Origin of the sequence: Nocardia wallacei, from assembly GCF_029869545.1 — a bacterium.
Lineage (GTDB): Bacteria > Actinomycetota > Actinomycetes > Mycobacteriales > Mycobacteriaceae > Nocardia > Nocardia wallacei_A.
In genome coordinates, this window is sequence record NZ_JARWQD010000034.1 from 1 (window position 1) to 25,105 (window position 25,105).

General features: G+C 69.9%; 23 protein-coding genes and 2 pseudogenes. 16 read left to right on the forward strand and 9 right to left on the reverse strand.

Going from position 1 to position 25,105, the window contains the following annotated elements; all coding sequences use genetic code 11:
* Positions 1–134: 134 nt before the first annotated feature.
* From QH290_RS01685 to QH290_RS01695, 3 genes are all read left to right on the forward strand, one after another.
* Entirely contained in the window at positions 135–845 is a 711-nt protein-coding gene (locus QH290_RS01685) for a PIG-L deacetylase family protein (protein WP_280270065.1), read from the forward strand.
* Between the two features lie 99 nt (positions 846–944).
* The gene (locus QH290_RS01690; protein ID WP_280381773.1) at positions 945–2,108 is read left to right on the forward strand and encodes a glycosyltransferase; all 1,164 of its coding nucleotides are present in this window, start codon (positions 945–947) and stop codon (positions 2,106–2,108) included.
* 24 nt (positions 2,109–2,132) lie between these two features.
* On the forward strand, positions 2,133–2,327 hold the full coding sequence (locus QH290_RS01695; protein WP_280270062.1) for a DUF3046 domain-containing protein: 195 nt from the start codon (positions 2,133–2,135) through the stop codon (positions 2,325–2,327).
* Position 2,328: 1 nt separating this feature from the next.
* Here QH290_RS01695 and QH290_RS01700 read toward each other — a convergent pair whose 3' ends face one another.
* Positions 2,329–2,847 carry a CGNR zinc finger domain-containing protein gene (locus tag QH290_RS01700; RefSeq protein ID WP_280381774.1) on the reverse strand — a complete coding sequence of 173 codons (519 nt, stop codon included), beginning with the start codon at positions 2,845–2,847 and terminating at the stop codon, positions 2,329–2,331.
* Between the two features lie 153 nt (positions 2,848–3,000).
* Here QH290_RS01700 and QH290_RS01705 point away from each other — a divergent pair, with 153 nt between their 5' ends.
* Together QH290_RS01705 and QH290_RS01710 are read left to right on the forward strand one after the other, a co-directional pair.
* On the forward strand, positions 3,001–3,450 hold the full coding sequence (locus QH290_RS01705) for a VOC family protein (protein WP_280270064.1): 450 nt from the start codon (positions 3,001–3,003) through the stop codon (positions 3,448–3,450).
* A 143-nt stretch (positions 3,451–3,593) separates the two neighbouring features.
* Positions 3,594–4,442: a pyridoxamine 5'-phosphate oxidase family protein gene (locus tag QH290_RS01710; RefSeq protein WP_280381784.1), complete on the forward strand. Its 849-nt coding sequence runs from the start codon at positions 3,594–3,596 to the stop codon at positions 4,440–4,442.
* Between the two features lie 22 nt (positions 4,443–4,464).
* Here QH290_RS01710 and QH290_RS01715 read toward each other — a convergent pair whose 3' ends face one another.
* The gene (locus QH290_RS01715) at positions 4,465–5,874 is read right to left on the reverse strand and encodes an MFS transporter (RefSeq protein ID WP_280381775.1); all 1,410 of its coding nucleotides are present in this window, start codon (positions 5,872–5,874) and stop codon (positions 4,465–4,467) included.
* A gap of 97 nt (positions 5,875–5,971) precedes the next feature.
* On the opposite strand from QH290_RS01715, the gene QH290_RS01720 reads away from it, so the two are divergent.
* The 6 genes and pseudogenes from QH290_RS01720 (at position 5,972) to QH290_RS01745 (ending at position 11,957) form a co-directional block, all read left to right on the forward strand.
* The gene (locus QH290_RS01720) at positions 5,972–7,009 is read left to right on the forward strand and encodes an AsnC family transcriptional regulator (protein ID WP_280269630.1); all 1,038 of its coding nucleotides are present in this window, start codon (positions 5,972–5,974) and stop codon (positions 7,007–7,009) included.
* A gap of 134 nt (positions 7,010–7,143) precedes the next feature.
* Complete coding sequence (recA, locus tag QH290_RS01725; protein WP_068032606.1) at positions 7,144–8,187, forward strand: recombinase RecA; 1,044 nt, start codon at positions 7,144–7,146, stop codon at positions 8,185–8,187.
* Between the two features lie 318 nt (positions 8,188–8,505).
* Positions 8,506–9,120 (forward strand): annotated as a pseudogene (gene recX, locus QH290_RS01730) (recombination regulator RecX); the annotation flags it as partial.
* A 177-nt stretch (positions 9,121–9,297) separates the two neighbouring features.
* Positions 9,298–9,468 (forward strand): annotated as a pseudogene (locus QH290_RS01735) (recombination regulator RecX); the annotation flags it as partial.
* A 508-nt stretch (positions 9,469–9,976) separates the two neighbouring features.
* The gene (locus tag QH290_RS01740) at positions 9,977–10,372 is read left to right on the forward strand and encodes a CocE/NonD family hydrolase C-terminal non-catalytic domain-containing protein (protein ID WP_280381776.1); all 396 of its coding nucleotides are present in this window, start codon (positions 9,977–9,979) and stop codon (positions 10,370–10,372) included.
* A gap of 277 nt (positions 10,373–10,649) precedes the next feature.
* Positions 10,650–11,957: a lipase family protein gene (locus QH290_RS01745; RefSeq protein WP_280381777.1), complete on the forward strand. Its 1,308-nt coding sequence runs from the start codon at positions 10,650–10,652 to the stop codon at positions 11,955–11,957.
* Between the two features lie 170 nt (positions 11,958–12,127).
* On the opposite strand, the gene QH290_RS01750 is transcribed toward QH290_RS01745, so the two are convergent.
* The 6 genes from QH290_RS01750 to QH290_RS01775 all read right to left on the reverse strand — a co-directional run bounded on the left by QH290_RS01750 (position 12,128) and on the right by QH290_RS01775 (position 17,311).
* Positions 12,128–13,381 (reverse strand): RNA polymerase sigma factor, encoded by a 1,254-nt coding sequence (locus QH290_RS01750; protein WP_280381778.1) that lies wholly within the window; start codon positions 13,379–13,381, stop codon positions 12,128–12,130.
* A 4-nt stretch (positions 13,382–13,385) separates the two neighbouring features.
* Positions 13,386–13,805, reverse strand: a complete 420-nt coding sequence (locus tag QH290_RS01755; protein WP_280269633.1) for a YciI family protein — start codon at positions 13,803–13,805, stop codon at positions 13,386–13,388.
* Positions 13,806–14,040: 235 nt separating this feature from the next.
* Positions 14,041–14,934, reverse strand: a complete 894-nt coding sequence (locus QH290_RS01760) for an amino acid ABC transporter permease (protein ID WP_280381779.1) — start codon at positions 14,932–14,934, stop codon at positions 14,041–14,043.
* Positions 14,931–15,617: an amino acid ABC transporter permease gene (locus tag QH290_RS01765; RefSeq protein ID WP_280267243.1), complete on the reverse strand. Its 687-nt coding sequence runs from the start codon at positions 15,615–15,617 to the stop codon at positions 14,931–14,933. Before QH290_RS01765 ends, QH290_RS01760 begins: the two co-directional genes overlap by 4 nt.
* 87 nt (positions 15,618–15,704) lie before the next feature.
* Positions 15,705–16,538, reverse strand: a complete 834-nt coding sequence (locus QH290_RS01770) for a glutamate ABC transporter substrate-binding protein (protein ID WP_280267244.1) — start codon at positions 16,536–16,538, stop codon at positions 15,705–15,707.
* A gap of 44 nt (positions 16,539–16,582) precedes the next feature.
* Positions 16,583–17,311 carry an amino acid ABC transporter ATP-binding protein gene (locus QH290_RS01775; RefSeq protein WP_280267250.1) on the reverse strand — a complete coding sequence of 243 codons (729 nt, stop codon included), beginning with the start codon at positions 17,309–17,311 and terminating at the stop codon, positions 16,583–16,585.
* Between the two features lie 244 nt (positions 17,312–17,555).
* Between QH290_RS01775 and miaB the strand changes: the two genes are divergently transcribed.
* Both miaB and QH290_RS01785 read left to right on the forward strand, forming a co-directional pair.
* Complete coding sequence (gene miaB / locus QH290_RS01780; protein WP_280267245.1) at positions 17,556–19,106, forward strand: tRNA (N6-isopentenyl adenosine(37)-C2)-methylthiotransferase MiaB; 1,551 nt, start codon at positions 17,556–17,558, stop codon at positions 19,104–19,106.
* A gap of 386 nt (positions 19,107–19,492) precedes the next feature.
* A complete protein-coding gene (locus QH290_RS01785; RefSeq protein WP_280267251.1) occupies positions 19,493–20,086 on the forward strand; it encodes an Rv2732c family membrane protein in 594 nt (197 codons plus the stop codon).
* 90 nt (positions 20,087–20,176) lie between these two features.
* Here the strand turns inward: QH290_RS01785 and QH290_RS01790 are convergent, their stop codons facing one another.
* On the reverse strand, positions 20,177–21,628 hold the full coding sequence (locus QH290_RS01790; RefSeq protein ID WP_280267246.1) for a DUF349 domain-containing protein: 1,452 nt from the start codon (positions 21,626–21,628) through the stop codon (positions 20,177–20,179).
* A 648-nt stretch (positions 21,629–22,276) separates the two neighbouring features.
* On the opposite strand from QH290_RS01790, the gene QH290_RS01795 reads away from it, so the two are divergent.
* The 3 genes from QH290_RS01795 (at position 22,277) to dapF (ending at position 25,057) form a co-directional block, all read left to right on the forward strand.
* A complete protein-coding gene (locus tag QH290_RS01795) occupies positions 22,277–23,029 on the forward strand; it encodes a class III extradiol ring-cleavage dioxygenase family protein (protein WP_280381780.1) in 753 nt (250 codons plus the stop codon).
* Positions 23,026–23,964 (forward strand): tRNA (adenosine(37)-N6)-dimethylallyltransferase MiaA, encoded by a 939-nt coding sequence (gene miaA / locus QH290_RS01800; protein ID WP_280381781.1) that lies wholly within the window; start codon positions 23,026–23,028, stop codon positions 23,962–23,964. Before QH290_RS01795 ends, miaA begins: the two co-directional genes overlap by 4 nt.
* Before the next feature lie 214 nt (positions 23,965–24,178).
* On the forward strand, positions 24,179–25,057 hold the full coding sequence (dapF, locus tag QH290_RS01805) for a diaminopimelate epimerase (RefSeq protein ID WP_280381785.1): 879 nt from the start codon (positions 24,179–24,181) through the stop codon (positions 25,055–25,057).
* Positions 25,058–25,105 lie beyond the last annotated feature (48 nt).

Genomic DNA, 25,105 nt, shown 5'->3' on the forward strand with positions numbered 1-25,105 from the left:
ATTGGCGGGGGGGGATATGTTTTCCCGCCCCTTGGCGCGGGTTGTGGGGGGCGGGCGGGTCGAGAGCCGGGGGGGCCCGCATTCGTCTGGTCGAACCGTTCGGACATGTTGCCCGGGGCTGTTTCAATGGCGGTATGGAGCAGCTACCCGAGGACTGGCAACGCGGCCTGGTGATCGTCGCGCACCCCGACGACATCGAATATGGCGCGGCGGCCGCCGTCGCGCGGTGGACCCGGCAGGGCAAGGACATCCGGTACGTGCTGGTCACCAGCGGAGAGGCCGGGATCGCGGGACTGCCGCCCGCCGAATCCGGCCCGCTGCGGGAGGCGGAGGAGATCGCCTCGGCGAAGGTGGTCGGGGTTTCGGAGGTGGAGTTCCTGGGCTATCCCGACGGCCGGATCGAGGAATCGCTGGCGCTGCGGCGGGATCTGGCGGCGGCGATCCGGCGGCACCGGCCGGAGATGGTGGTGCTGTCCTATTTCGGCGACCAGTGGGGTTCCGGCTTCGCCAACAGCGCCGATCACCGCGCGGTCGGCCGGGCGGGCCTGGACGCGGTCTCGGACGCGGGCAACGAGTGGATCTTCCCCGAACTGGCCGACCTGCCGATCTGGTCGCCGCGCTGGGCCGCGGTCCTGGCGCCGGTCGCCACCCACGCTGTCGACGTGACCGACACCGTCGAGGTGGCGGTGGAATCCCTTGCCGCCCATGATCGTTACCTGTCCGCGCTGAGTCCCGAACCGGTCGCCGACCAGGCCCGCGCCGTGATCGAGATGACGACCGCGCCGCAGGAGGGATTCGCGGCCGAGCGGGCCGTCGGCTTCGAGCTGTACTACTTCGCGGGCTAGTGATCCGGCGACTCGGCGCTCGTCCGGGTGGTCGACGCGGCGCGGGCCATCACGTAGTCCGGCGCGGGTCCGGGGCCCGGATGTGGCACCCTGGGGCTCATGCGAGTGGCTGTCGTCGCGGGCCCGGACCCCGGTCATGCGTTTCCGGCTATCGCGCTGTGCCTGCGTTTTCTCGCGGCGGGCGACGAACCGGTGCTGTTCACCGCGCCCGTCTGGTTCGACGCCGCCCGCGCGGCGGGGATCGGGGTGCGGCGGCTGAAGGGGCTGGCGCCGCGCCCGGACGAGGACGACGGCGACGCCGGGCGGCGCATCCACGAGCGCGCCGCGCACATCTCCACCGAGATCCTCCCCGAGTTGAGCGCGATGCTGCCCGAACTGGTGGTGTCGGACATCCTCACGGCCGGCGGTGGCATGGCCGCCGAACGGCTGGGGGTGCCGTGGGTGGAGCTGTCCCCGCATCCGCTGTACCTGCCGTCGAAGGCGTTGCCTCCCATCGGAAGTGGGCTCGCGCCGGGCGAGGGTTTGCGCGGCCGGGCCCGGGATGCGGTGCTGCGCGGCATGACCGCCCGGGCGATCCAGCGCGGGGAGCGGCAGCGCGGCGCGGCGCGGGCGAGCGTGGGCCTGCCCGACACCGATCCCGGCCCGCACGCGCGGCTGATCGCGACGCTGCCCGCCCTGGAGCTGCCGCGGCCGGACTGGCCGGAGGATGCGCACGTGGTGGGCCCGCTGCTGTGGGAGCCGACCGACGATGTGCTCCCGCTGCCGCCGGGCGACGAACCCCTGGTCATGGTGGCGCCTTCGACGGCACATACGGGCGTGCAGAACATGGCCGAGGGCGTGCTGCAGGCGCTCGACGGCGCCGGTGTGCGGGCGGCGGTATCGATGATCCACACCCCGCCGGAGAACGTACCGGCATGGGCCACAGCGGGTTTGGGCCGTCAGGACGAGCTGCTGCGGCATGCCGATGTGGTCGTCGGGGGCGGCGGGCACGGCCTGCTGGCGAAATCCCTGCTGGCCGGGCTGCCGATCGTGACGATTCCCGGCGGGGGCGACCAGTGGGAACTGGCCAATCGCGCTGCCCGGCAAGGGAGTTCGATCGTGGTGCGCCCGTTCACCGGCGAAGCGGTGCGGGCGGCGGTGCGGCGCGTGCTCGACGAGCCGTCGTTCCGGGAGGCGGCGCAATCCGCCGCGGCGACCGAGGCCGAGGTCGCCGACCCGATCGAGATCTGCCACCGGGTACTGGACACGGCACGCGCTCGATGATTCGCGGCAGGTACCCTCGGCCCGGTGCGATTGACTGACTTCCGGGAAATGTTGCACGCCGAGTTCGGGGTGGTGCGCGGCGACTCCCTGCTGACCGATCACGTGCTGCCGTCCATGGGCGGGCGTACCGGCGCGCAGGCCATCGAGGCCGGTGTCGATCCCCGCGACGTGTGGCGTGCGCTGTGCGCCGAGTTCGACGTCCCGCGCACGCGTTGGTGAGTCAGGTCTTCCTGGCGTAGTGGCGGGCGGCCTTGGCGCGATTGCCGCAGGTCGCCATCGAATGCCAGCGTCGCGCACCGTTTTTCGACGTGTCGTAGAAATACAGGACGCACTGCGGGTGCGCGCACTGCTTGATCCGCCCCGGGGTCTCGGCCAGCAGATGGAGCAGGTTGTCGGCGGCCAGCCACGCGGGCAGCCATTCGGGTTTCGGCACGTCGGCCCGGTCGGCGGGCCCCTCGGCGGTCAGGGTGCGGCGGATGCGGCCGTGGTCGAGCACCCGGTTCAGTTCCTCGATCGATTCGCCGTGGACGACGCGCCGGATGGCCTCGCGGACGGTCACCAGCGCCCGCAGCGTCTTCTCGTCGGCGGGGCAGCGGTCGGCGAGGTCGTTCGTGGCCAGCCAGGTACGCAGGCCCGTCACGTCGGTGAGCAGGTCCTGCGGCTCGCCGGCCGCCACCCACCGCGTGTTCAACAGGTCCACGGCGAGCGGTTCGCCGACGTGCGGGCGTGGATCGAGCATGCCTGAGGTTAACCACCTTCCCGTGGGCGCCGTACGACCCTCACCAGTCTAACCACCTAAATTTATTTAGAGGGTTGACCAGAGGGCGGTCGTCGCTCTATGTTCTAACCGTCAAAACAAATAACGATGGTTAATGATTCCGGGAGGATCGCCATGACCGCACCCCAGCTCGCCACGGGCCACATCGGACTCAACGTCACCGACCTGGACCGCTCGGTGGACTTCTACCGGCGCGCACTGGGTTTCGAGCAGCTCGGCGCCGGCGACGGTGAACAGCGCTATGCGTTTCTGGGCGCCGACGGGCAGCTGCGGCTGACGCTGTGGCAGCAGAGCGACGGTGAGTTCTCACCGAAAACGCCTGGACTGCATCATCTTTCGTTCCAGGTCGACACCCTCGACGAGGTCCGGGCCGTGGAGTCGGTACTGAAGGAACTGGCGGTGACCTTCGCGCACGACGGTGTCGTGGCGCACGGGGAGGGCGCGTCCTCCGGCGGCATCTTCTTCAGCGATCCCGACGGCATCCGGCTCGAGGTCTACGCGCCCCGCGGCGCGGAATCCGCACCGGCGCCGAGCGGCGCCGCACCGACCTGCGGATTCTTCTGAGCCCGTGCGGTGTCCCACCGCAGGGGCAGGTTCGAGGCTGGGCACGGGATCGGTTCGCGCCGGTCCCGTGCTGGATCCAGATGGCGCAGGAGGCGATCGTGAGCACTGTTTTTCATTCCGGCGAACTGGCCGTGCAGCGGCGCATGGGGCAGGACGACACCGCCGGGCGGGTCGGCCGCATGATCCGCCCCGAGATTCCCGATGTGGCCGCGGCGTTCCTGGCCGAGCAGCCGATGGTCGTCGTCGCGGCGGCCGACGACGCGGGCCGGATGTGGGCGAGCCAGCTCGTCGGCCTGCCCGGATTCGCGCAGGCCGCCGATGCCCGCACCGTGATCGTCGACGCCCATCCGGTGCCGGGGGATCCGCTGGCCGAGCCGTTGCGCACGGATCGGAAGGTCGGGATGATCGCCCTGCAACCGCAGCGCCGCCGCCGGATGCGGATCAACGGCACCGCGGCGCCCACCGGCACCGGCATTCGCATCACCACCGACCAGGTGTATTCGAATTGCCCGAAGTACATCTCGCGCCGCGCGATCGAGGAGTTCCGGCCGGTACTGCCGGGAGAGGCCCGCCGCTCGCCGGAGCTGGATCCCCGGCAGCGGCAGGCGATTTCGGCGGCGGACACGTTCTTCGTCGGCACCCAGGATCCCGAGGGCAATGCCGATGCCTCCCACCGCGGCGGCAATCCCGGCTTCCTGCAGGTACTTTCGCCGACCCGGCTGCGCTGGCCGGACTATCGCGGCAACTCCATGTTCATGACCCTGGGCAACATCGCCACCGACCCCCGGTGCGGGTTGCTCGTGCCGGATTGGCGCACCGGCGCGACGCTGCAACTCACCGGCACCGCGGAAATCCTCTGGGAGGACACGGGATCCGCCCCCGGCGCGCAATGCGCCATCGAGTTCACGATCGCCGAGGTCGTCGAGATCGCCGACGCCGGACCGCTGCGCTGGGGCCCGGCGGAACTCTCCCCGGTCAATCCGGCGGTGTGAGTAGCACCCGGTCGCTCGTGGTTCACGCGACGACAACCTCGCGCTCGGTGATATCGGGTTCCGAGGCTGGCGTGCGCCGGTGGAACAGGGCGAAGGCGATGAGTCCGAGCACGATTCCTACCGCGCTCGCCACCAGTACCGCCGCGTCGAGCCCGGTGACGAACCGCGGCAACGTCATTCGGGGGCCGTCTCCCGCCGCGCTGCGAAAGACCGTGCCCAGCACCGCGACTCCCAGCGCCAGACCCAGCTGCCGGGCGGAGTTGACCGCGCCCGCGGCGGTACCGCTCTGCTGCGGCGGCACCGCCGCCATCCCGACCGCCACCAGCGCCGGCGCCATGACGCCGACCCCCGCGCCGACCACGATGTAGCCTAGCAGCAGTGCGGTCCACGACGATCCGCTGTCGATGAGTGCGAGCAGGCCGGTGCCCACGCCGATCACGACGAGACCGCCGCCGATGGTCCACTCCGGGGCGAGATCGTGCAGCAACCGGCCGCAGATCCCCGATACCGCGAACGCGGTCGCCGCCATCGGCAGCATGGACAGCCCGGCCTGCAGCGCCGTCAGATGCAGCTGCTGCTGCAGCCACAGCGAGATCAGCGGGCTGGCCGCGAAGGCCGCGAAATTGAACCCGGTGGCCGCGATCAGCGTGGCGCCGAACTCGCGGTGGCGCAGCAGCGACAGCGGGAACATCGGTGCCGCACTGCGCGATTCGACCACGGCGAACGCCAGGACCGCGACCGCCCCGGCGAGCAGCGACGCGATCGCCTGCGCGTCGGTCCAGCCATGTTCCCCGGCGCGGATGACGCCGTAGGTGACCGCCGTCGCCGCCGCCGCGAACGCCACCATCCCGGCCACGTCGACCCGGCGCTCGGCATGCCGCGCCGACGGCCCGAACACCAAGGCGGACAACGCGATCGCCACCACGGCGATCGGCAGGTTCACGAAGAAGATCCAGCGCCACGACAGCAGGTCGGTCAGCACCCCGCCGAGCACGACGCCGATACCGGCGGCCGCACCCGCCACCGCACCCCAGGCGCCGAAGGCGACACCGCGGTCGCGCCCGGTGTAGGTGGCGTGCAGCAGCGACAGCGTGGTCGCGAACATGGCCGCGCCGCCGATGCCCTGACATGCCCGTGCGGCAACGAGAATCGCCGAGGTCTGGGCGATCCCGCAGGCCAGCGAGGCGACGGCGAAGACGGCCGACCCGGCCAGATAGGTGGGCTTCGCGCCGATCCGGTCGGCCAGCGCCCCGAACACCAGCAGCAGTGCCGCCAGCGCCAGCGCATAGCCGTCCACGACCCACTGCAGGCCGGACAGCCCGGTGCCGAGATCGGCGGCGATGTCGGGCAGCGCCACGTTCACGATGGTGACGTCGATGAGCAGCATCAGCGTGCCGAGGCACGCCGCGAACAAGGGGAGCCATTTCCGCATGGCGACCTCCAGATGTGGGCGAACGATATCGACGCCAAGCGTGCGACATGCTTGAATATCCACCTACCCATCCGCTCATCCGCGTTGGATTCCACCTATGGTCACTGAAGAGATCGATGAATCCTCCGTACTCGATCTGCTCGACAAGCAGATCGTGCACGGCCTGGTCACCGACCCCCGCATCCCGTTCGCGCGGCTCGCGGCGATCCTCGGCGTCTCCGAGCAGACCGTGGCGCGGCGCTACCGGTCGCTGCGCCGGCGCGGCATGCTGCACGTCACGGGGGCGTTCAGCGCGGTACCGCTGGGGAGCACCCGGTGGATGCTGCGGCTGCAGTCGACACCCGACAAGGCGCTGCGGCTGGCCGAATCGCTGGCGCGGCTGTCGGATGTCGGCTGGGTGTCGCTGCTGTCGACGGGGTCGGAGGTGACGTGCGTGAGCCGGCCGCGGACGATCGAAGACCGGGACCGCCTGCTGCTGCACACCCTGCCGCGGGCCAGCCAGGTCGTCAGGCTGTCGGCCTACGAGATCATGCACCGGTTCCCGCCCGACGAGGAGTGGCCGCGCTACAGCCGCCTGCTCAGCGCGCGGCAGCGGGAGGAGCTGGGTCCCGAACGCGCCCGCATCGGCGACGGCGGGCCGGACGGGACGGTCGACCTGTCGCCCGCCGACGAGGCGATGCTGGCCCTGCTGGCCCGCGACGGGCGGGCCTCCTATGCTCGGCTGGCGGCCGAAACCGGGTGGAGCGCAACACGAGCCGCGCGCCGGATGGCCGAGCTGGAGCAGGCGGGCGTGCTGTATTTCGACATGGACTTCGCGATCGAGCGGATGGGCTATGCGACGCGCGGGATGCTGTGGCTGCGCGTGCGCCCCGGTGAGCTGGATGCGGTGGGCCGGGCGCTGGCGACCCATCGCGAGACGACCTTCGTCGCGGCCACGACCGGGGCGACCAATATGGTGGTGTCGGTGGTCTGCCGCGACACGGCGCATCTGTACCGGTACGTCACCGAACGGCTGGGCGCGCTGGACGGTATCACCGATATCGAGATCACCCCCGCCCTGCGCGTATTCAAACAGGCCGAGGCGCTGCTGCACACCGGCCAGGTGACCCTGGTGCCGCCGCCGAACCGCGGATAGGCGAATCGTTGGGCGCGTCGCTTGCCTCGAACACGTGTTCGTCTAAGCTGTGCGACAGAACTTGTCGGTGCCGCCCTCTAACGTGGGCGCCAACCACATAACGAGACGTACCCGTCCAGAAGGGGAACCAGACGATGGCACCACAGGCTTACGACCGCGACAAGGCGCTCGAACTCGCACTGGCGCAGGTCGAGAAGAGCTTCGGCAAGGGCGCCGTGATGCGCCTGGGCGAGGAAGCGCGCCAGCCCATCTCGGTGATCCCCACGGGGTCGATCGCGCTGGATGTGGCGCTGGGCCTCGGCGGCCTGCCGCGCGGCCGGATCATCGAGGTCTACGGCCCGGAGTCCTCGGGTAAGACCACCGTCGCCCTGCACGCGGTCGCCAATGCGCAGGCCGCCGGCGGCGTCGCGGCGTTCATCGACGCCGAGCACGCGCTCGATCCCGACTACGCCCGCAAGCTCGGCGTCGACACCGACGCGCTGCTGGTCTCCCAGCCCGACACCGGCGAGCAGGCGCTCGAGATCGCCGACATGCTGGTCCGCTCCGGCGCCATCGACATCATCGTCATCGACTCGGTGGCCGCGCTGGTGCCGCGCGCCGAGATCGAGGGCGAGATGGGCGACAGCCACGTCGGCCTGCAGGCCCGCCTGATGAGCCAGGCGCTGCGCAAGATGACCAGCGCGCTCAACAACTCCGGCACCACCGCCATCTTCATCAACCAGCTGCGCGAGAAGATCGGCGTCATGTTCGGCTCGCCCGAGACCACCACGGGCGGTAAGGCGCTGAAGTTCTACGCCTCGGTACGGCTGGACGTGCGCCGCATCGAGACGCTCAAGGACGGCAGCGACGCGGTCGGCAACCGCACCCGCGTCAAGGTCGTCAAGAACAAGGTCTCGCCGCCGTTCAAGCAGGCCGAGTTCGACATTCTCTACGGCCACGGCATCTCCAAGGAGGGCTCGCTCATCGATATGGGTGTCGAGCACGGCTTCGTCCGCAAGTCCGGCTCCTGGTACACCTACGAGGGCGACCAGCTCGGCCAGGGCAAGGAGAACGCGCGCAAGTTCCTGCTGGAGAACCACGACGTGCGCGACGAGATCGAGAAGAAGATCAAAGAGAAGCTTGGCATCGGAGCAGACGTCACCGCAGACGCGGGTGCCGAGGCACCCGTCGACTTCTAGCCGATGCCGGACCGGGAAGCGCCGGGGTCCGAGCCACCTGTGCAGGACCCCGGCGCGACTCGGCTCGAGGCGGTGGAGCGGCTGCGCCGACAGTTGGAGCAGGTGGAGGGCGGGGGCCGGTCCTCCGACTCTGCGCGGAGGCAGCGTCGGCCGAGGCGCGCGAAGTCGGACGCGTGCCACCAGGACGGCACCGAGACGCAGGCCGAGAACCTCGGTATTCGCCTAGTGGCCGATCGCGCGTACGGCCGGGACGAGCTGGTGGAGGCGTTGGCCGCGAACGGATTTGCGGCCGATATCGTCCAGCGAGCACTCGATCAGATGACCGAGGCGGGCTTGCTCGGAGCCGTCGAGGCCGCCGGGCCACCCGATCGGCGCGCGGGCGAGCCTGTCGAGGACGCGGACGGCCGGGGTCGTCGCCGTGGCCGCAGGCGTCGTACGGAGAAGTCCGATTCGGAGCCCGCGGGCGGTGGCACCGAGGCGCAGGCCAAGGATGTGTGTCTGCGGTTGCTGACGGATCGGGCGCGGAGCCGTTCCGAATTGGCAGACAAGCTGGCGGCCAAGGGATTTACTTCCGATGTCGCCGAGCGGGCCCTGAATCGGCTCGCGGAGGTGGGGCTCATCGACGATGCCGCCTTCGCCGAACAATGGGTGCACTCCCGGCACACCTACTCCGGCAAGGGCAAGAAGGCGATCGCCCAGGAACTGCGCCGCAAGGGCGTGGCCCCCGCCGACGCCGAATCCGCCCTCGCCTCGGTCACCGCCGAGGACGAGCACACCCGCGCCGCCGACCTGGTCCGCCGCAAACTCAAATCGCTACCCCCGGACCTGACCCGCGACAAGGCAATCGGCCGCCTGGTCGGCATGCTGGCCCGCCGCGGATACAACTCCGGCACGGCATACGCGGTAGTGAAAACGGAACTGTCGGATATCGAATTCGCCGAGGGGCAGGAGAATTCGGCACGCCGCCGCGGTACCGCGTCGCGGCCTGTCACCGCGGCATCTGCCACCACCGAAAACCTCTCCACCGCCGAGGATTACGCCACTCCCGACGGACAAGCAACCACCGATGGGCATGACGATGTCGTCGGACACGCCCCTGCGGACGACTACGACACCGCCACCGACCTGGTCCGCCGCAAACTCCGCACCATGCCCCCAAACCTCGACCGCGACAAGGCGATCCGCCGCCTGGTCGGCATGCTGGCCCGCCGCGGCTACAGCCAGTCCACGGCCTACACGGTGGTCAAGGCGGAACTGGCCGCCACCGAGTCCGGCAGTTAGCGGATCCGAGGACAATCACTCGCTTCGCTTCTCCAGCGCGGTTCGAATCAGGGTGCGTGCCTTCTCGCCGGTCGCCGGTCGCCTGGACAGCCTGTCGAGTAGGCGGCCGTAGAGCGAAATCTCCCGCGGTTGCGCGATTGTCAGCTCTGCGGTGCCCCTCCACCGTCACCACGCGGTTGTCGGACAGAGCTGCCCGATCATGACCGCGCCGGAGACTACCAGCGCTTGTTCCGCGATCGGTATGTGGAGCAGGTGCGGAATCTCGACCGTTTCGGGCCGAGCGGTCTTCCACCCGACGACCACATATCGCCGCGTCCTACCGTCGGACTCGGCGCCGGGCTGCCTTACCGACGACTATAAGGAGTTGGGATGGAATGGCGCACAAGGATATTCGAGTTTCCGGGGGGATATTGGAGGTTCGTGTGTACGAGGGTGGGGTTGGGATGATGGTCCGAGGATCTACCTGGAGCGTGCCAGTTACGAGTCCGAAGTTCGGCGGGTGAGGACCGTGGCGATTCCGAGGCGAACTCTGCGCGCCGAGACCGCCCCGCCGCTGGTGCCCGGCACCTCCTGCGATCTCGACATCGAGATCAACCCGACCGAGGCGCTGCTGCGCGCCGGTCACCGCCTGCGAATCGCGGTGGCGCCGGGCAGTTTTCCGCGCCACTACCTACCACGCGCCCTGAAGCGGCGGATCGGCGCGCAGACCATCATGATCGACCCGGCTGCCCTAGCTACCTCACCTTCCTGGCGAACGGACCGCTGGGTAGTCCGCCGCCGCGATCGCCGACAGTCGAGTAGGGGTCCCGCGAATTATCTTGCTGGCCAATGCGTTCAGCTCAGCTGGCGATCTATCGTGGAACTCTCACCGTCATCGCGTGCGGTTCGGAATCGCGGCGTGTAGTGGATCCCGGCCAAAAGCACGCCGGGAAAGGGGGCGCAGCTGTGCAAGGGTGCCGGGAAAGGAGGCGCGCCTACGCCATCACGTCGGGAAGGGGCCGCGCCTATGCGAGGGTGCCGGGAAGGGGCCGCGCCTGTGCGGGGGTGCCGGGAAGTGGGCGCGCCTACGCCAGCACATTGGGAAGGGGGCGCGCCTATGCGGGGGTGTCGGGGAAGGACGCGCCTGTGCAAGGGCGTCGGGAAAAGGGAGGCATGCTTGTGGATGGGCGGAAGGAAGCCGTATGAGCCTTGTCGCCGATATCGATGAGCCCGCAACCGATCCGGAATCGATACCGGCTCGGACGCTGCGCCCGGAGGTGGATCCGTTCTACGGACCGCCGGAGGCGCTCGACGGTTACCGTCCGGGCGCGGTCCTGCGGTCGCGCCGGGTCGAGGTGGCGCTGTTCGGGCGGGTGCCGCAACGGGTGCGGGCGTGGCAATTGCTGTACCGGACCAGCGATCTGGACGGTGCCGCGGAGGCGACGGTGACGACCGTTCTGCTGCCGTGGGACGCCGACCCTGCCGTCGCGCGGCCGGTGGTGTCCTACCAATGTGCCATCGATGCCGTTGCGCCCAAATGCCTTCCGTCCTACGCGCTGCGCCGCGGCGCCCACGCCCTCGGCTCGGTTCCGCAGTTCGAGCTGCTGATCATCGCGGGTGCGCTGGCTCGCGGCTGGGCGCTGTCGGTCCCCGATCACGTCGGCACCCGCGGCCGCTTCGGGGTGCCCCGGGAGCCGGGCTACCGCATCCTCGACGGGCTCCGCGCGGCGTTGTCGTTCGCCCCGGCGAGCCTGGATCCCGCGGCGCCGATCGGGCTGTGGGGGTATTCCGGGGGCGGCCTGGCCACCTCCTGGGCGGCGGAGCTGGCCGCCGAATACGCTCCGGAACTCGGCATTGTCGCTGGGTTCGCGGGCTCCCCGGTGGGCGATCCGACCCGTGCCGTGGCCCAGCTGAACCGCCGGGTGAGCGGGGCGGCCGCCAGTGGCCTGGTCGCCCTGTGCCTGGCCGGACTGGGCCGCGCCTATCCGGATCTGGACCGGATTCGCCCGCGCTTCAGCCCCGGGTTCCTCGACCTGCTCGCCTATGCCGAATTCGCCGCGACCATTCCGATCGTGCTGCGCGGCGCCGCCACCCGGCTCAGCGACGACGGCACCGGCCTGACCGAACTGCTGGCCCATCCGGAGGTCCGCGCCGCCCTCGCCGAGGTCCGGCCCGGCGACCGGTCACCGGGTTTTCCGATGTTCATCGTGCAAGGCGTGAACGACTTCATCGTCCCCGCCGCCGCCATCGATGAACACGTGGCGCGATATCGAGCGGGCGGCACGCAGGTGCGTTACGTCCGCGACCGCCTCAGCGGCCACATATCGCTGGCCGTCATCGCGGCGCCGATCGTCGGCGACTGGCTGGACGCGCAGTTCGCGGGCAGGAATCCCCAGCGCGACACCACGACGACCGTGTGGTCGATGGCGCTGTCCGCACAGGGCATGACCGGGCACCTCCGCCAGGCCTTGCTCGCCGCACGACTGATGACGGGCCGCCGGTTCAGCTGACCGGACAACGGGTGCGAGGTGGGCCGGTGGACGACCGCTCCCCGGCCACCGGGAGTGGCGTAACCCGTCGGCCGGGAAGCAGCGCACCCACAGACTGCGCCCCGCACACCCGCCGAACCAGACTTGTGCTCACCACGAACGCAAACCAACGACCGCCCGTGCCCGGGGGCTCAGTCGAAGGCCGCCGCCTTCCTCAGAAGCACATCGCGTTCGGACCGGTTGCCGGTGAGTCGTGCTGCCGCGGTGTATTCGGCGCGAGCTTCCTCGGCCCGGCCGAGCCGGGCGAGCAATTCGCCGCGGGTGGCGTACAGCGGGTGGTAATTGGCGAGAGTTCCCCCGGCGACCAGCTCGTCGACGATGCGCAGCGCGGGGGCCGGACCGCGGGACATGGCGATGGCGACGGCGCGGTTGAGTTCCACGACGGGGGAGGGGGTCAGGCGCGCGAGCGCCTCGTAGAGCAGCACGATGCGGTCCCAGTCGGTGTCGTCGACCGAGGGCGCGACCGCGTGGCATTCGGCGATCGCGGCCTGCAGGGCGTAGGCCCGGCGGCCGCGGCCGAGCGCGTCGGCGCGGGCCAGGGCGGTGCGTCCGTGCGCGATCAGCCCGCGATCCCAGCGGCGGCGGTCCTGGTCGGCGAGCAGCACGGGTTCGCCGTCGGCATCGAGCCGGGCCGGGAAGCGGGCGGCCGTGAGTTCCATGAGCGCGACCAGGCCGTGCGCCTCGGGCTCCGAGGGCACCAGCTCCGCCAGGATGCGGGCGAGCCGGATGGCCTCGCGGCTCAGCTCCGGCCGCATCCAGTCCGGGCCCGAGGTCGCGGTGTGGCCCTCGTTGAACATCAGGTACAGCACGCCGAGGACTCCGGCGAGCCGCTCGGTGAATTCCGTCCGCTCCGGCACCTCGAACGGAACCTTCGCCGCCGCAAGGGTTTTCTTCGCCCGCACGATGCGCTGCTGCACGGTGGTGACGGGCACCAGGCACGCGCGCGCGACCGCCTCGCTCGACAGGCCGCCGATCACGCGCAGGGTCAGCGCGACCTGCGCCTGCCGGGACAGCACCGGGTGGCAGGCGACGAAGACCAGCCGCAGCACGTCGTCGTCGATATCGTCCGGGTCCCAAGGTATTTCGGACTCCGTCACGAGATCGCGCGCGAGTACGGCCAGCCGTTCGTCATGGCGCTCGCGGCGCCGCCAACCGTCGATGGCTCGGCGTTTGGCAACCGTCGTCAGCCATGCCCCCGGATTCGCCGGAACCCCCGAGGCGGGCCACCGCGCGAGCGCCTCCGCCAACGCCTCCTGCGCCAGATCCTCCGCGAATCCGAAATCGCCCACCATCCGCGTGAGTGTCGCGACGATCCGGGCGGATTCGATGCGCCACACCGCCGCCACCGAACGCCGCGCAGACTCCTCCGCCCCGGCCCCGGTCATCGGGTCAGCTCTTGTTCGCGAGGTCCTCGCGCCAGCCCTTCTCCTTCTGGATCCACTCGTTGTCCTGCGGGAATTCCTCGACGCCGGGCACGCGGCGCACCTCGATCTTCGAACCCGCCTCGAGCGGCGCTCGCTTCGCCCACTCGACGGCCTCCTCCTTCGAGGCGACGTCGAGGATCCAGAAGCCCGCGAACAGCTCCTTGGTCTCGCCGTAGGGGCCGTCGGTCACCAGCGGGGGCTCGCCGGAGAAGTCGACCACGCAGCCCTCCTCGGCGGGCGCCAGGCCCTCACCGGCCACCACCACACCGGCCTTGACCAGCTCCTCGTTGTACCGGCCCATCGACTCGATGACCTCCTCGAACGGAATGTCCTCGGCCGCCTCGAGCGCCTCGTCGGTGGTGCGCATGATCAGCATGTATTTCATGGGTCCGCTCCTTCGAATCCGGGTCGCCGATCGACCCGCTCACCCAGACGTCGAACGAGCGGTCCCCGGATCGACACGTCGATCGAAATTCTTGCAGCGAATCCGCCGCGCCGAACGACTTCGCCGAATCTGCTGCCCAACCCGCGTCCACGATCCGCCGCGGCGGCACCGCACGGCCGCGGAGACGACGACAGCCGCCGCCGAAACCGGCAGCGGCTGTCTTGTCGAACCGGAACTACCGCGACTTGGTCAGATCCATGCCGGGCGCGGCATCGGTGAGGGCCGCGGCGGCCGGAACGACCGCACGTCCCTTCTTGCGCGACCGCAGGCGGCGCTCCAGCCAGGTGGCGAAGCTGGTCAGCGACCAGTTCAGCGCGATCATGATGACGGCGACGACGATCAGCGACGGCACGGTGTTCTGCTCGGCCGCGCCGAGCTGCTGGCCCTGCCGCACGATCTCCTGGTAGGTGATCTGATAGCCGAGCGCCGTATCCTTCAGCGCCACCACCATCTGCGACACGATCGCGGGCAGCATCGCGGTGATCGCCTGCGGCAGCAGGATCATCCGCATCAGCTGGACCTTGCGCATGCCCAGCGCCACCGCCGCCTCGGACTGGCCCTTGGGCAGCGACCGGATACCCGAGCGCACGATCTCGGCGATGACCGAGCCGTTGTAGACCGTCAGCGCGATCACCACCGCGGTCAGCGCGTACTGACCGGAATCGGTGAGGTCGTACTTGGCGATCACCGCGTACAGGAAGATCATCAGGATCAGCACCGGGATGGCGCGGGCGAACTCGACGATCGCACCCGCCACGATCCGCACGCTGCGATGGTCCGACAGCCGCAGCAGACCGAAGACCACGCCGATCACCAGCGCGAACACGATCGACAACACGGCCGCCACGATGGTGCCGCGCAGACCCGGCAGGATGTAGGTCTCCCACACCTCCGCGTCCACGAACGGCTTCCACTTCTCGGCGGTGAGCTGGCCCTTGTTGCCCAGGGCATCGATGACCAGCCAGCCTGCCGCGATGATGATCGCGGCCACGAGCACCGAGTAGAGGTTGTGCCGGAGACGCGCCTTCGGCCCGGGCGCGTCGAAGAGGACGGAGGCACCCGAGCTCATCGCTTCACCTCGAATTTCTGTGCCAGCCAACCGAAGACGAATCCGGTGGGCAGAGTCAGGATCACGAAGCCGAGGGCGAAGATCGCACCGATGGCGAGCACGTCGGCCTCGGTCTCGATCATCTCCGCCATCAGCAGGGCGGCCTCGGCCACACCGATCGCCGCGGCGATGGTGGAGTTCTTGGTCAGGGCGATCAGCACGCTGCCCAGCGGCGCGATCACCGACCGGAATGCCTGCGGCAGCACGATATAGCGCAGGTTCTGGCCGAAGGTCAGACCGAGCGAGCGCCCCGCCTCGGACTGCCCCATCGGCACCGTATTGATGCCCGACCTGATCGATTCACAGACGAAAGCCGCTGTGTAGATGGACAATCCGAGCACGGCGAAGCGAAAGTTGTTGGTGGGCAGGAAGTCCAGCCCGCGGCTCTCGCTGGCCAGCTTGACGCCGAGGGTGGTGTAGACACCGAGCGAGCAGAACACCAGGATCAGCGTCAGCGGCGTATTGCGGAAGATGGTCACGTACGCCGTGCCGACCCAGCGTGCCACCGGCACCGGCGAGACCCGCATGGCGGCCACGATGGTGCCGAGGACCAGCGCCCCGACAGCCGACAGCAGGGTCAGCTTGATGGTCATCCAGAATGCGTCGAGCAACTGGTCTTGGTATCGGGAGATCAAGTCGAACACGGCGGACGTGTCCCTCCGATCGTCATGGGGTGAATCTGTTGGGGCGAGGGGCGATCCCGGAGAGATCGCCCCTCGTTCGAAGTGGAATCAGTACCGGTCGACCTGCGGCGGCGCGGCCGGTTCGAAGCCGGTGCCCGCGAAGTTCTTGTCGATCGCGGCCTTCCACGCGCCGTCGTTGACCATCGCCTCGATGGCGTCGTTGATCTTGCCGCGCGACTCCGTATCGCCCTTCTTCACGCCGATGCCGTACTTCTCGGTGGTGAACGGCTTGCCCACCAGCTTCAGCTGGCCCGGGTTCTGCGCGGCGAAGCCCGCGAGGATGATGTCGTCGGTGGTCAGCGCGTCGACGGCATTCGACTTCAGCGCCTCCACGCACAGCGCGTAGGTGTCGTACTCCTGCAGCTGCACGTCGTTGGCGTACTTCTTCTGGATGTTCTGCGCGGGGGTGGAACCCTTGACCGAGCACAGCTTCTTGCCGCCGGTCAGCGATTCGGGCCCGGTGACGGAGGTGTTGTCCGAGCGCACCAGCAGGCCCTGCCCGGCGATGTAGTACGGCCCGGCGAAGTCGACCTTTTCCTTGCGCTGGTCGGTGATCGAGTAGGTGCCGACGACGAAATCGACCTGCCCGTTCTGGATCAGCGTCTCGCGCTGCGGCGTGGGCGCCTCCTTGAACGTGATCTTGTCCTCCGCGACGCCCATCTTGCCCGCGACGTACTTGGCGACGTCGACGTCGAATCCGGAGAACGTGCCGTCCTTGGTGCGCAGCCCCATGCCGGGCTGGTCGTATTTGATGCCGATGGTGAGCTTGCCGTCGGCGGCGTGCTCGGAGGCAGTCTTGGAACTGCCGCCACCACAGCCTGCCGCGACGACCGCGACGGCCAGGGCGCCTATGCCGAATTGCAGCGCACGGGTGATCCTCATCTGTTTCCCTCTCTTGATGCAGTACCAGGGGTAATCGTCACCGGTCAGTGACTCAAGATCTTGCCGAGGAAGTCCTTGGCGCGCTCGGATTTCGGCGCGCTGAAGAACGTTTCCGGATCGCTGTCCTCGACGATCAGGCCGTCGGCCATGAACAACACCCGGTCGCCGGCACGGCGGGCGAAGCCCATCTCATGGGTGACCACGAGCATGGTCATCCCCTCCTTGGCCAGCGACACCATCACCTCGAGCACCTCGTTGACCATCTCCGGGTCGAGCGCGGAGGTGGGCTCGTCGAACAGCATCACCTTGGGGTTCATCGCCAGCGCGCGGGCGATCGCGACGCGCTGCTGCTGCCCGCCGGACAGCTGGGCGGGATACTTCTCGGCCTGGTTGGCGATGCCGACCCGCTCCAGCAGCTGCATCGCCTTCTCGCGCGCCTGCTTCTTATCGATGCGGCGCACCTTGACCGGCGCCAGCATCACGTTCTCGAGGATGGTCTTGTGGGCGAACAGGTTGAACGACTGGAACACCATCCCGACATCGGCGCGCAGCTTGGCCAGGCCGCGGCCCTCGGCGGGCAGCTCGACGCCGTCGATGGCGATGGTGCCGGAGTCGATCGGCTCGAGGCGGTTGATGGTGCGGCACAGCGTCGACTTACCGGATCCGGACGGACCCAGGACGATCACGACCTGCCCCTTGGGCACCTCGAGATTGATGTCCTGCAGTACGTGCAGATCGCCGAAGTGCTTGTCCACGTCGCGCATCGAGATCATGGGCGGCGCATCGGCGGTGGGGGTGGTGGTCGGCTCGGTGGCAGTGCCGGGTGTTGCGTCGGCAGCGTCGGTCATGGACAGACCCTAAAGCGAAACTGCTGGAAATGCGCAATATTCGCGGATGCGTCGCGCCGTCGCCTTCAGCCTTTAACCATCGCTTGACATCGGTGATCCGTATCACGCCCGCTCAGCCGCAGGTCGGCGGGGTCGTTCCGGGATTTCCGCCAGCCGATACCCTGGACGGGTGAATTCGTCTACGCAGGTTGGAGTACGTGCTGCCGACGGCACCGAGCCGGGGCGGACCTACGAGGTGCGCACCTACGGCTGCCAGATGAACGTGCACGACTCCGAACGGCTGTCGGGCCTGCTCGAAGACGCCGGATACGTCAAGGCCGCGCCGGGGGCGACCGCGGATCTGGTCGTGTTCAACACCTGCGCGGTGCGCGAGAACGCCGACAACAAGCTCTACGGCACGCTGGGGCATCTGGCGCCGGTCAAGGCCGAGCGGCCGGGGATGCAGATCGCCGTCGGCGGCTGCCTGGCGCAGAAGGACCGCGACACCGTGGTGCGCAAGGCGCCGTGGGTGGACGTCGTGTTCGGCACCCACAACATCGGGTCGCTGCCGGTGCTGCTGGAGCGCGCGCGGCACAACGAGCAGGCGCAGGTCGAGATCCTGGAATCGCTCGAGGCGTTCCCGTCGACGCTGCCCGCCAAGCGGGAGTCCGCCTATGCGGGGTGGGTGTCGATCTCGGTGGGCTGCAACAACACCTGCACCTTCTGCATCGTGCCGTCGCTGCGCGGCAAGGAGGTGGACCGGCGTCCGGGTGATGTGCTCGCCGAGGTGCAGGCGCTGGTCGATCAGGGCGTGCTGGAGGTGACGCTGCTCGGGCAGAACGTCAATTCCTACGGCGTGAACTTCGCCGATGCGGGCGAGCATCGCGATCGTGGCGCGTTCGCCAAGCTGTTGCGCGCCTGCGGAAGTATCGACGGCCTGGAGCGGGTCCGGTTCACCTCGCCGCATCCGGCGGAGTTCACCGACGATGTCATCGAGGCGATGGCCGAGACGCCGAACGTGTGCCCGCAGCTGCACATGCCGCTGCAGTCCGGCTCCGATCGCGTCCTCAAGGCGATGCGGCGCTCCTACCGCAAGGCGCGCTATCTCGGGATCATCGAGAAGGTGCGCGCCGCCATGCCGCACGCGGCCATCACCACCGACATCATCGTCGGCTTCCCGGGAGAGACCGAGGAGGATTTCCAGGAGACCCTGGATGTGGTGCGGCAGGCGCGGTTCACCAGCGCCTTCACCTTCCAGTACTCGATCCGGCCCGGCACCCCGGCCGCGACGATGGCCGACCAGGTGCCCAAGGCCGTGGTGCAGGAGCGCTACGACCGGCTCGTCGCGCTGCAGGAGGAGGTGTCGCTGGCGGCCAACCGGGCGCTGATCGGCACCGAGGTCGAACTGCTCGTCGCCGAGGGCGCGGGCAAGAAGAACGCCGCGACCGCCCGGATGAGCGGCCGCGCCCGCGACGGCCGCCTCGTGCACTTCCGCCCGCCCGCCGACAACACCATCCGCCCCGGCGACATCGTCACCGTCGACATCACCGGCGCCGCACCGCACCACCTGATCGCCGACAGCCCCGTCCACACCCACCGCCGCACCCGCGCCGGAGACGCCCACGAACGCGGCATCACCCCCAAAACCGCCCCCATCGGCGTAGGACTGGGCATCCCGACCATCGGCGCCCCGGAGCCCGTCGCCGTCGCCTCGGGCTGCGACTCCGGTTGCGGCACATAACAATCGGGTCGACCGGCAGGCGCGGCGCATCCCTGACTCGGGGGCGGACTACGGTGAATGTGCACGTAGGACAATCCGATACGGCGACGAAGCGGTGGTGACCGGTGGTTGATCGCGGCGAAGACGAGGCACGGCGGGGTGATTCGGCGGCCGAGCGTGAAGATTCGGCGCAGGGGCGCCGCAGTGCGCGGGCGGCGGGGGAGACCGGCAGCGCCGATGCCGGGACAACGGGTGCAGGGGCTGGCGCGGAGATCGGCAGCGGTCCGCGACCGTCCGACCGACCGGACACCGTCGGTACGACGGCCGGTAGTATCTCGGCGGGCAGCGCCTCCGCGTCCGCGGACGACTCAGCGGACCGGCAATCCTCCGAGCCGAACGAGGAGCAGATGAACCCGGCCGAGACGAAGGTATTCGAAGAGTTCCGCGACGACCTCGAGGCGGTCGAGCGCAAGATCGCGGGGGAGATCGACCCGGGCACGCGCGCCATGGTGGTCGCGGTGTCGGTATTCGTGCTGCTGCTGTCGCTGGTGCTGCCGCACGCCGGCGCCGCGCGCGGGCTGGACGTGCTGCTCTACGACGCCACCGCCCAGGCCGAGCACATCGGGCTGCCGTCGCGGGTCTTCGAGTGGTTCGTCGTCGTCTTCGGCATCGGCTTCTCATCCCTGGCGCTGGTCACCCGCCGCTGGGTGCTGGCCTGGATCGCGGTCGCCGGCTCCGCCATCGCCAGCGTCTTCGGCGTGCTGTCGATCTGGCACCGCCAAACCCCCGGCCTGGGCAACTACGAGGGCGCGGGCCCCGGCATCGGCCTGATCCTCGCCACCCTCGCGATCATCATCCTGACCTTCCACTGGATCAAGGTCGTCTGGAGCCGCACCGCCCTCCACCTGGAAGCCGAAGAACAACGCCGCCAAGCCGCCGCCGAACGAGAAAAGCACGACCGCACCTGGCTCCGCGGCAACGACCCCGAGGACGAGCAGTAGCGGCGCAAGTCTTTTCGCACCAGATGCAGGAAAACGGTTGGGCCGTGTGGGGCTGATGCACTCAGCGTTCTAGGGCGATTACCGGAATAGTCAGCGCCGGGTGACCGCGCCCTCGGCCGCCTCCGCCCACTCGCGCCACTGCTTGGCCTGCTCGAGGGCCTTCTCCTCGTCGCGGGTGCGACCGGCCGCGCGGGCCTTGGCGGCCTGCTCCTCGAACTGCGCCACCCGCTCCCGGAACTGGGCGGCGCGGGCCACCGCCTCCGGATCGGTGCGCCGCCACTGCGTATCGACGGCCTCGCGGACCCGCCGCTCCACCGCGCGCAGCTTGCCCTCCAGCTCCTGAATGCGCTCGCGCGGGACCTTGCCGATGGCGTCCCACTTGTCCTGCAGCTCGCGCAGTGCCGTGCGGGCGGAGTCGAGGGCCGCGGAATCGGGATCGAGCTGCGCGGGGATCTTGTCCTCGTACTGGCGCAGCAGCTCCTCCTTGGCGGCCGCGTTCTGCTCGAATTCGGCATCGCGCTCGGAGGCGGCGGCATTGCGGGCGGCGAAGAACACGTCCTGCGCGCTCTTGAAGCGGCGCCACAGCTGCTCGTCGGCCTCACGCGGGGCGCGACCGGCGGCCTTCCACTCGGTCAGCAGCTCTCGGAAGACCGCGGCGGTGCCCACCCAGTCGGTGGAACCGGACAGCTCCTCGGCGCGCACGCACAGCTCCTCCTTGCGCGTCTTGGCCGCGGCCCGCTCCCGGTCGAGTTCGGCGAAGTGCGCGCCGCGCCGGCGATTGAACGCCTCCCGCGCCTTGGAGAACCGGCGCCACAGCGCGTCGTCGACCTTGCGGTCCACGCCGCGGATGGTCTTCCACTCGTCGAGGATTTCGCGCAGCCGGTCACCCGCGGCCTTCCACTGGGTGGACTCCGCCGCGATCTGCTCGGCCTCCGCGCACAGCGTCTCCTTGCGCTCGGTCTGCTCGTGGCGGGTGCGTTCCTTCTCCTCCTTGGCGTGCGCCGCGGCCTCGTCGGAGTGCTCCATGATCGCCTGCAGGCGCCGGGCCAGGCCGTCGACATCGCCGATCACCGCCGCTGTCGGCAACGATTCGGCAAGTGCCAGCGCGGACGCCTTGGTCTTGCGGGCGTCGGTACCGGCGGCCAGCCGCGCCTCCAGGAGGGCGACCTCGGTGGCCAGATCATCGAAGCGGCGGCCGAAGTGGGCCAGGCCCTCGGCGGCGTCACCGGCCTGCCAGGAGCCGACGACGCGCTCGCCGTCGGCGGTCTTGACCCACGCCGTGCCGTCCTCGTCGACCCGGCCCCACTTGCTCGGATCGCTCACCGTGGGGACGACCACCGGGTGCGGATGCTCCTGCGCGGGGCCCGGGGCAGGTTTGACCGCATGGGGTTTGGGGGATTCGGGTTTACGCGTGCCCGGCTTGGGCACGCCGGACGGGCGTGGCGTGGGGCCGGGCTTGGCGGCATCGGCGGGAGTGGGCCGCGGCTTCGACGCGCCGGGGTCCGGGTGGATAGCCTTCTCGGTGCCATTGTTCTCGGTCATCGCTCCTCGTCCCTGCCGCGCGTCACGGCTGCCTGGTTACGCCCTAGCTCATCCCATTCAACCAGGCAGCCGACGGATTTGCCGTGTCTTGCCGACGGTGGCGCGACACGGACGGGTTGCTGAGGGCCCGACCGCGCGTTACGGTGTGTGGCTTTGCCCCGCGCCGATCCCGCTCCCACCCAGCTCACGTGCCGGGGGATGATGGTCGTGCGGGGGAACGGCCGGGTCGCTGTCCGGCGTGCCGGGGGATGGTGGTCGTGCGGGGGAACGGTCGGGTCGCTGTCCGGCGTGCCGGGAGATGGTGGTCGTGCCGGGAAGCGGTCGGTCGCTGTCCGGCGTGCTGCCGGGGCGGCGGTCGTGCGTGGAATCAGCCGGGGCGCCGTCCGGCGTGCCGGGTTGCGGCCGCCTGCCGGGGAACGTCGCTGTCCGGGGTGCGGTTCGTTTACCGGGCTTTCCGTGGCTGTCGGCTTGTTCGCCGCTGTGGCGGCGATCGATATCGCGTGGTCGCAATGTTCCCTTGTCCGTTCATCGTGCCGCCCCTGGCCGACACCCCCGCGTCAGATGTATCGCGGCGTGGCGCCATCCCGTACCGCCGGGCGTGGGCGAGCGGACATTCGCCGGATCACACGATGTCGCTACGGTGGAGCCGTGTTCCGCGTCGCCGTGCTGATTCCGTCGCCACCCGTATTGGTCCCCGAACTGTGCGGTGGGCTGCCGGATGTCGGCGCGGACCATCCGGCGGCGGAGGTTCCGGTGCTGCGCGAGGCCGTCATGGGCGCCGGACGGTCGCTGGCGGCGCAGGCGCGGCGGTGGACGGTGGTGGGGGTCGGCGACGAGGACCGGGTGATCGGGCCGGACGTGGTCGGCACATTTCGCGGGTTCGGCGCGGACGTGCGCGTCGCGCTGTCGGGCTCCGCGCACACCACCCCGGACCCCGATCTTCCCCTGGCGGCGCTGATCGGGGCGTGGTTGCGCGGGCAGGTGGCCGCCGACGCGGTGGCGCGGGCGCGGATCGTCGCCGCGGCGGCGGATCCGCAGCGGTGCCTGGACCTCGGCGCGACGCTGCGCAAGGAGATGGACGCCACCGCCGAGCCGTGCGGTGTGCTGGTGGTGGCCGACGGCGCCGCCACGCTGTCGACACGCGCACCCGGTTATCTGGACCCGCGGGCCGAGGGCGTGCAGCAGCGCATCGACACGGCACTGGCCGCGGGCGACCGCGCCGCGCTGGCGGCGCTGGACCCCGGGCTGTGCGCGGAGATCGAGGCGCGCGGCCGCGCCGCCTATCAGGTGCTGGCCGGACTGTTCACGGCCGACGGAGACGACCCGGACGTCGAAACCCGATACGCGGCAGCGCCTTTCGGCGTCGGCTATCAGGTCAGCGTGTGGCGGGCGGCCTCGTGACGATCACGCCGATCGCGGTGGTCGGCCCGACCGCCACCGGAAAGTCCGATCTGGCACTGGATCTCGCGCAGCGGCTCGACGGCGAGATCGTCAACATCGACGCCATGCAGCTGTATCGCGGCATGGATATCGGCACCGCGAAACTGCCTGTGGCACAACGCCGCGGCATCCCGCACCATCAGCTCGATGTACTGGAGGTCACCGAGACCGCCACCGTCGCGGCCTATCAGCGCACCGCCACCGCCGATGTCGAGGACATCATGGCGCGCGGGCGCACGCCGGTGATCGTCGGCGGCTCGATGATGTATGTCCAAGCGCTGCTGGACAACTGGGAGTTCCCGGCCACCGACCCCCGGGTGCGGGAGAAGTGGGAGGCGCTGCTCGCGGCCGAGGGAGTGGCCGCGGTGCATGCCGCGCTGCGGGAGGCCGATCCGGTGGCGGCGGCCACCATCCTGCCCACCGACGGGCGTCGCCTCGTGCGCGCCCTGGAGGTCGTCGAGCTGACCGGTCGGCCGTTCGCGGCCTCGCAGCCGCAGATCGGCGAACCTCGTTGGGGGACAGTTATTCTCGGCGTCGACCGCGAGACCGCCGAACTGGACGTGCGCATCGAGCAGCGCACCGCGACGATGTTCCGGCTGGGCCTGGTCGACGAGGTACGCGGGCTGCTCGAGCGCGGCCTGCGCGAGGGCCAGACCGCCCGCCGCGCCATCGGCTACGCCCAGGTCCTGGCATACCTGGACGGCGAATACGACCTGCAACACGCGCAGGAACGCACCCTCATCGGCACCCGCCGCTACGTCCGCCGCCAACGCTCCTGGTTCCGCCGCGACCCCCGCGTCCACTGGCTGGACGGCGCCGACCCCAACTTGACCGATGCGGCCCTGGCGCTGGTGGCCACCGGCGCGCCCGGCGACGAGGAACGCGCCCGGCAGTGATCAGCCATGACGCAGTGGTCCAGGACTGGTCGCGTGCCGGTGGGCGGGCACGATTTCGCGGATGCGACGATCGTGGTGATCGCCGACGTGTCCTGACTCTGCACACCCCGTGCGCGGTCGCGTCGGCCGTGGACGAAATCTTCCGGCGGTGGCGAATGTTGTGAGGACGGTGGAGATGACCGAGCGGATCGAACCGCGGGAGAGCCTGGCCGATATCGAATTCACCAAAGGCCATGGCACCCAGAACGATTTCGTCGTGCTGCCCGATCCGGACGCCTGGCTGGAGCTGCCCGCCGAGCGGGTGGCGGCGCTGTGCGACCGGCGGCGCGGCATCGGCGCCGACGGTGTGCTGCGGGTCGCCCGGTCCGGGGCGCTCCTCGAGAACGGCGTGCTGGAGGCCCTGCCCGAGGGCGTCGCCGCCGACGACTGGTTCATGGACTACCGCAATGCCGACGGGTCGATCGCCGAGATGTGCGGTAACGGCACTCGGGTATTCGCCCACTTCCTGGTCGCGACCGGGATGGACAAGCGCGACGAGTTCGTCGTCGGCAGCCGTGCGGGCGCGCGACCGGTCACCGTGCACTCCGCCGACGCCGTGCACGGCGATGTCACCGTCGCCATGGGCCCGGTCCGCCGACTCGGGAAATCCACGGCGACGATCGGCGGGCATGGGCTGTCCGGGCTCGGCATCGATGTCGGGAATCCGCACCTGGCCTGCGTGGATCCCGAGCTGACCGCCGCGGGCCTGGCGCAGCTGGATCTGGCCGTGCCGCCGGGTTTCGACCCGGAGATGTTCCCGCAGGGCGTGAATATCGAGATCCTCACGGCACTGCGCGACGGCGCGGTGGATATGCGCGTCTACGAGCGTGGTGTCGGCGAAACGCGGTCGTGTGGAACGGGAACCGTCGCCGCGGCCGCTGCGGCGCTGGCGCACGCGGGCTTCGACCTCGACTCCGATGCGGGGGAGGTTCGGGTGCGGGTTCCGGGCGGGGAGGTCACGGTCGGTATCGAGCGTGGTTCGGCGTGGCTGCGGGGGCCGTCGGTGCTGGTGGGCTCGGGGCGGCTCGCCGGTTCGTGGTGGTACGACGTCTGATTCCGCGGGATGTCCGGAATGTCTGTCATCGGCCTCGGGAATAACTCG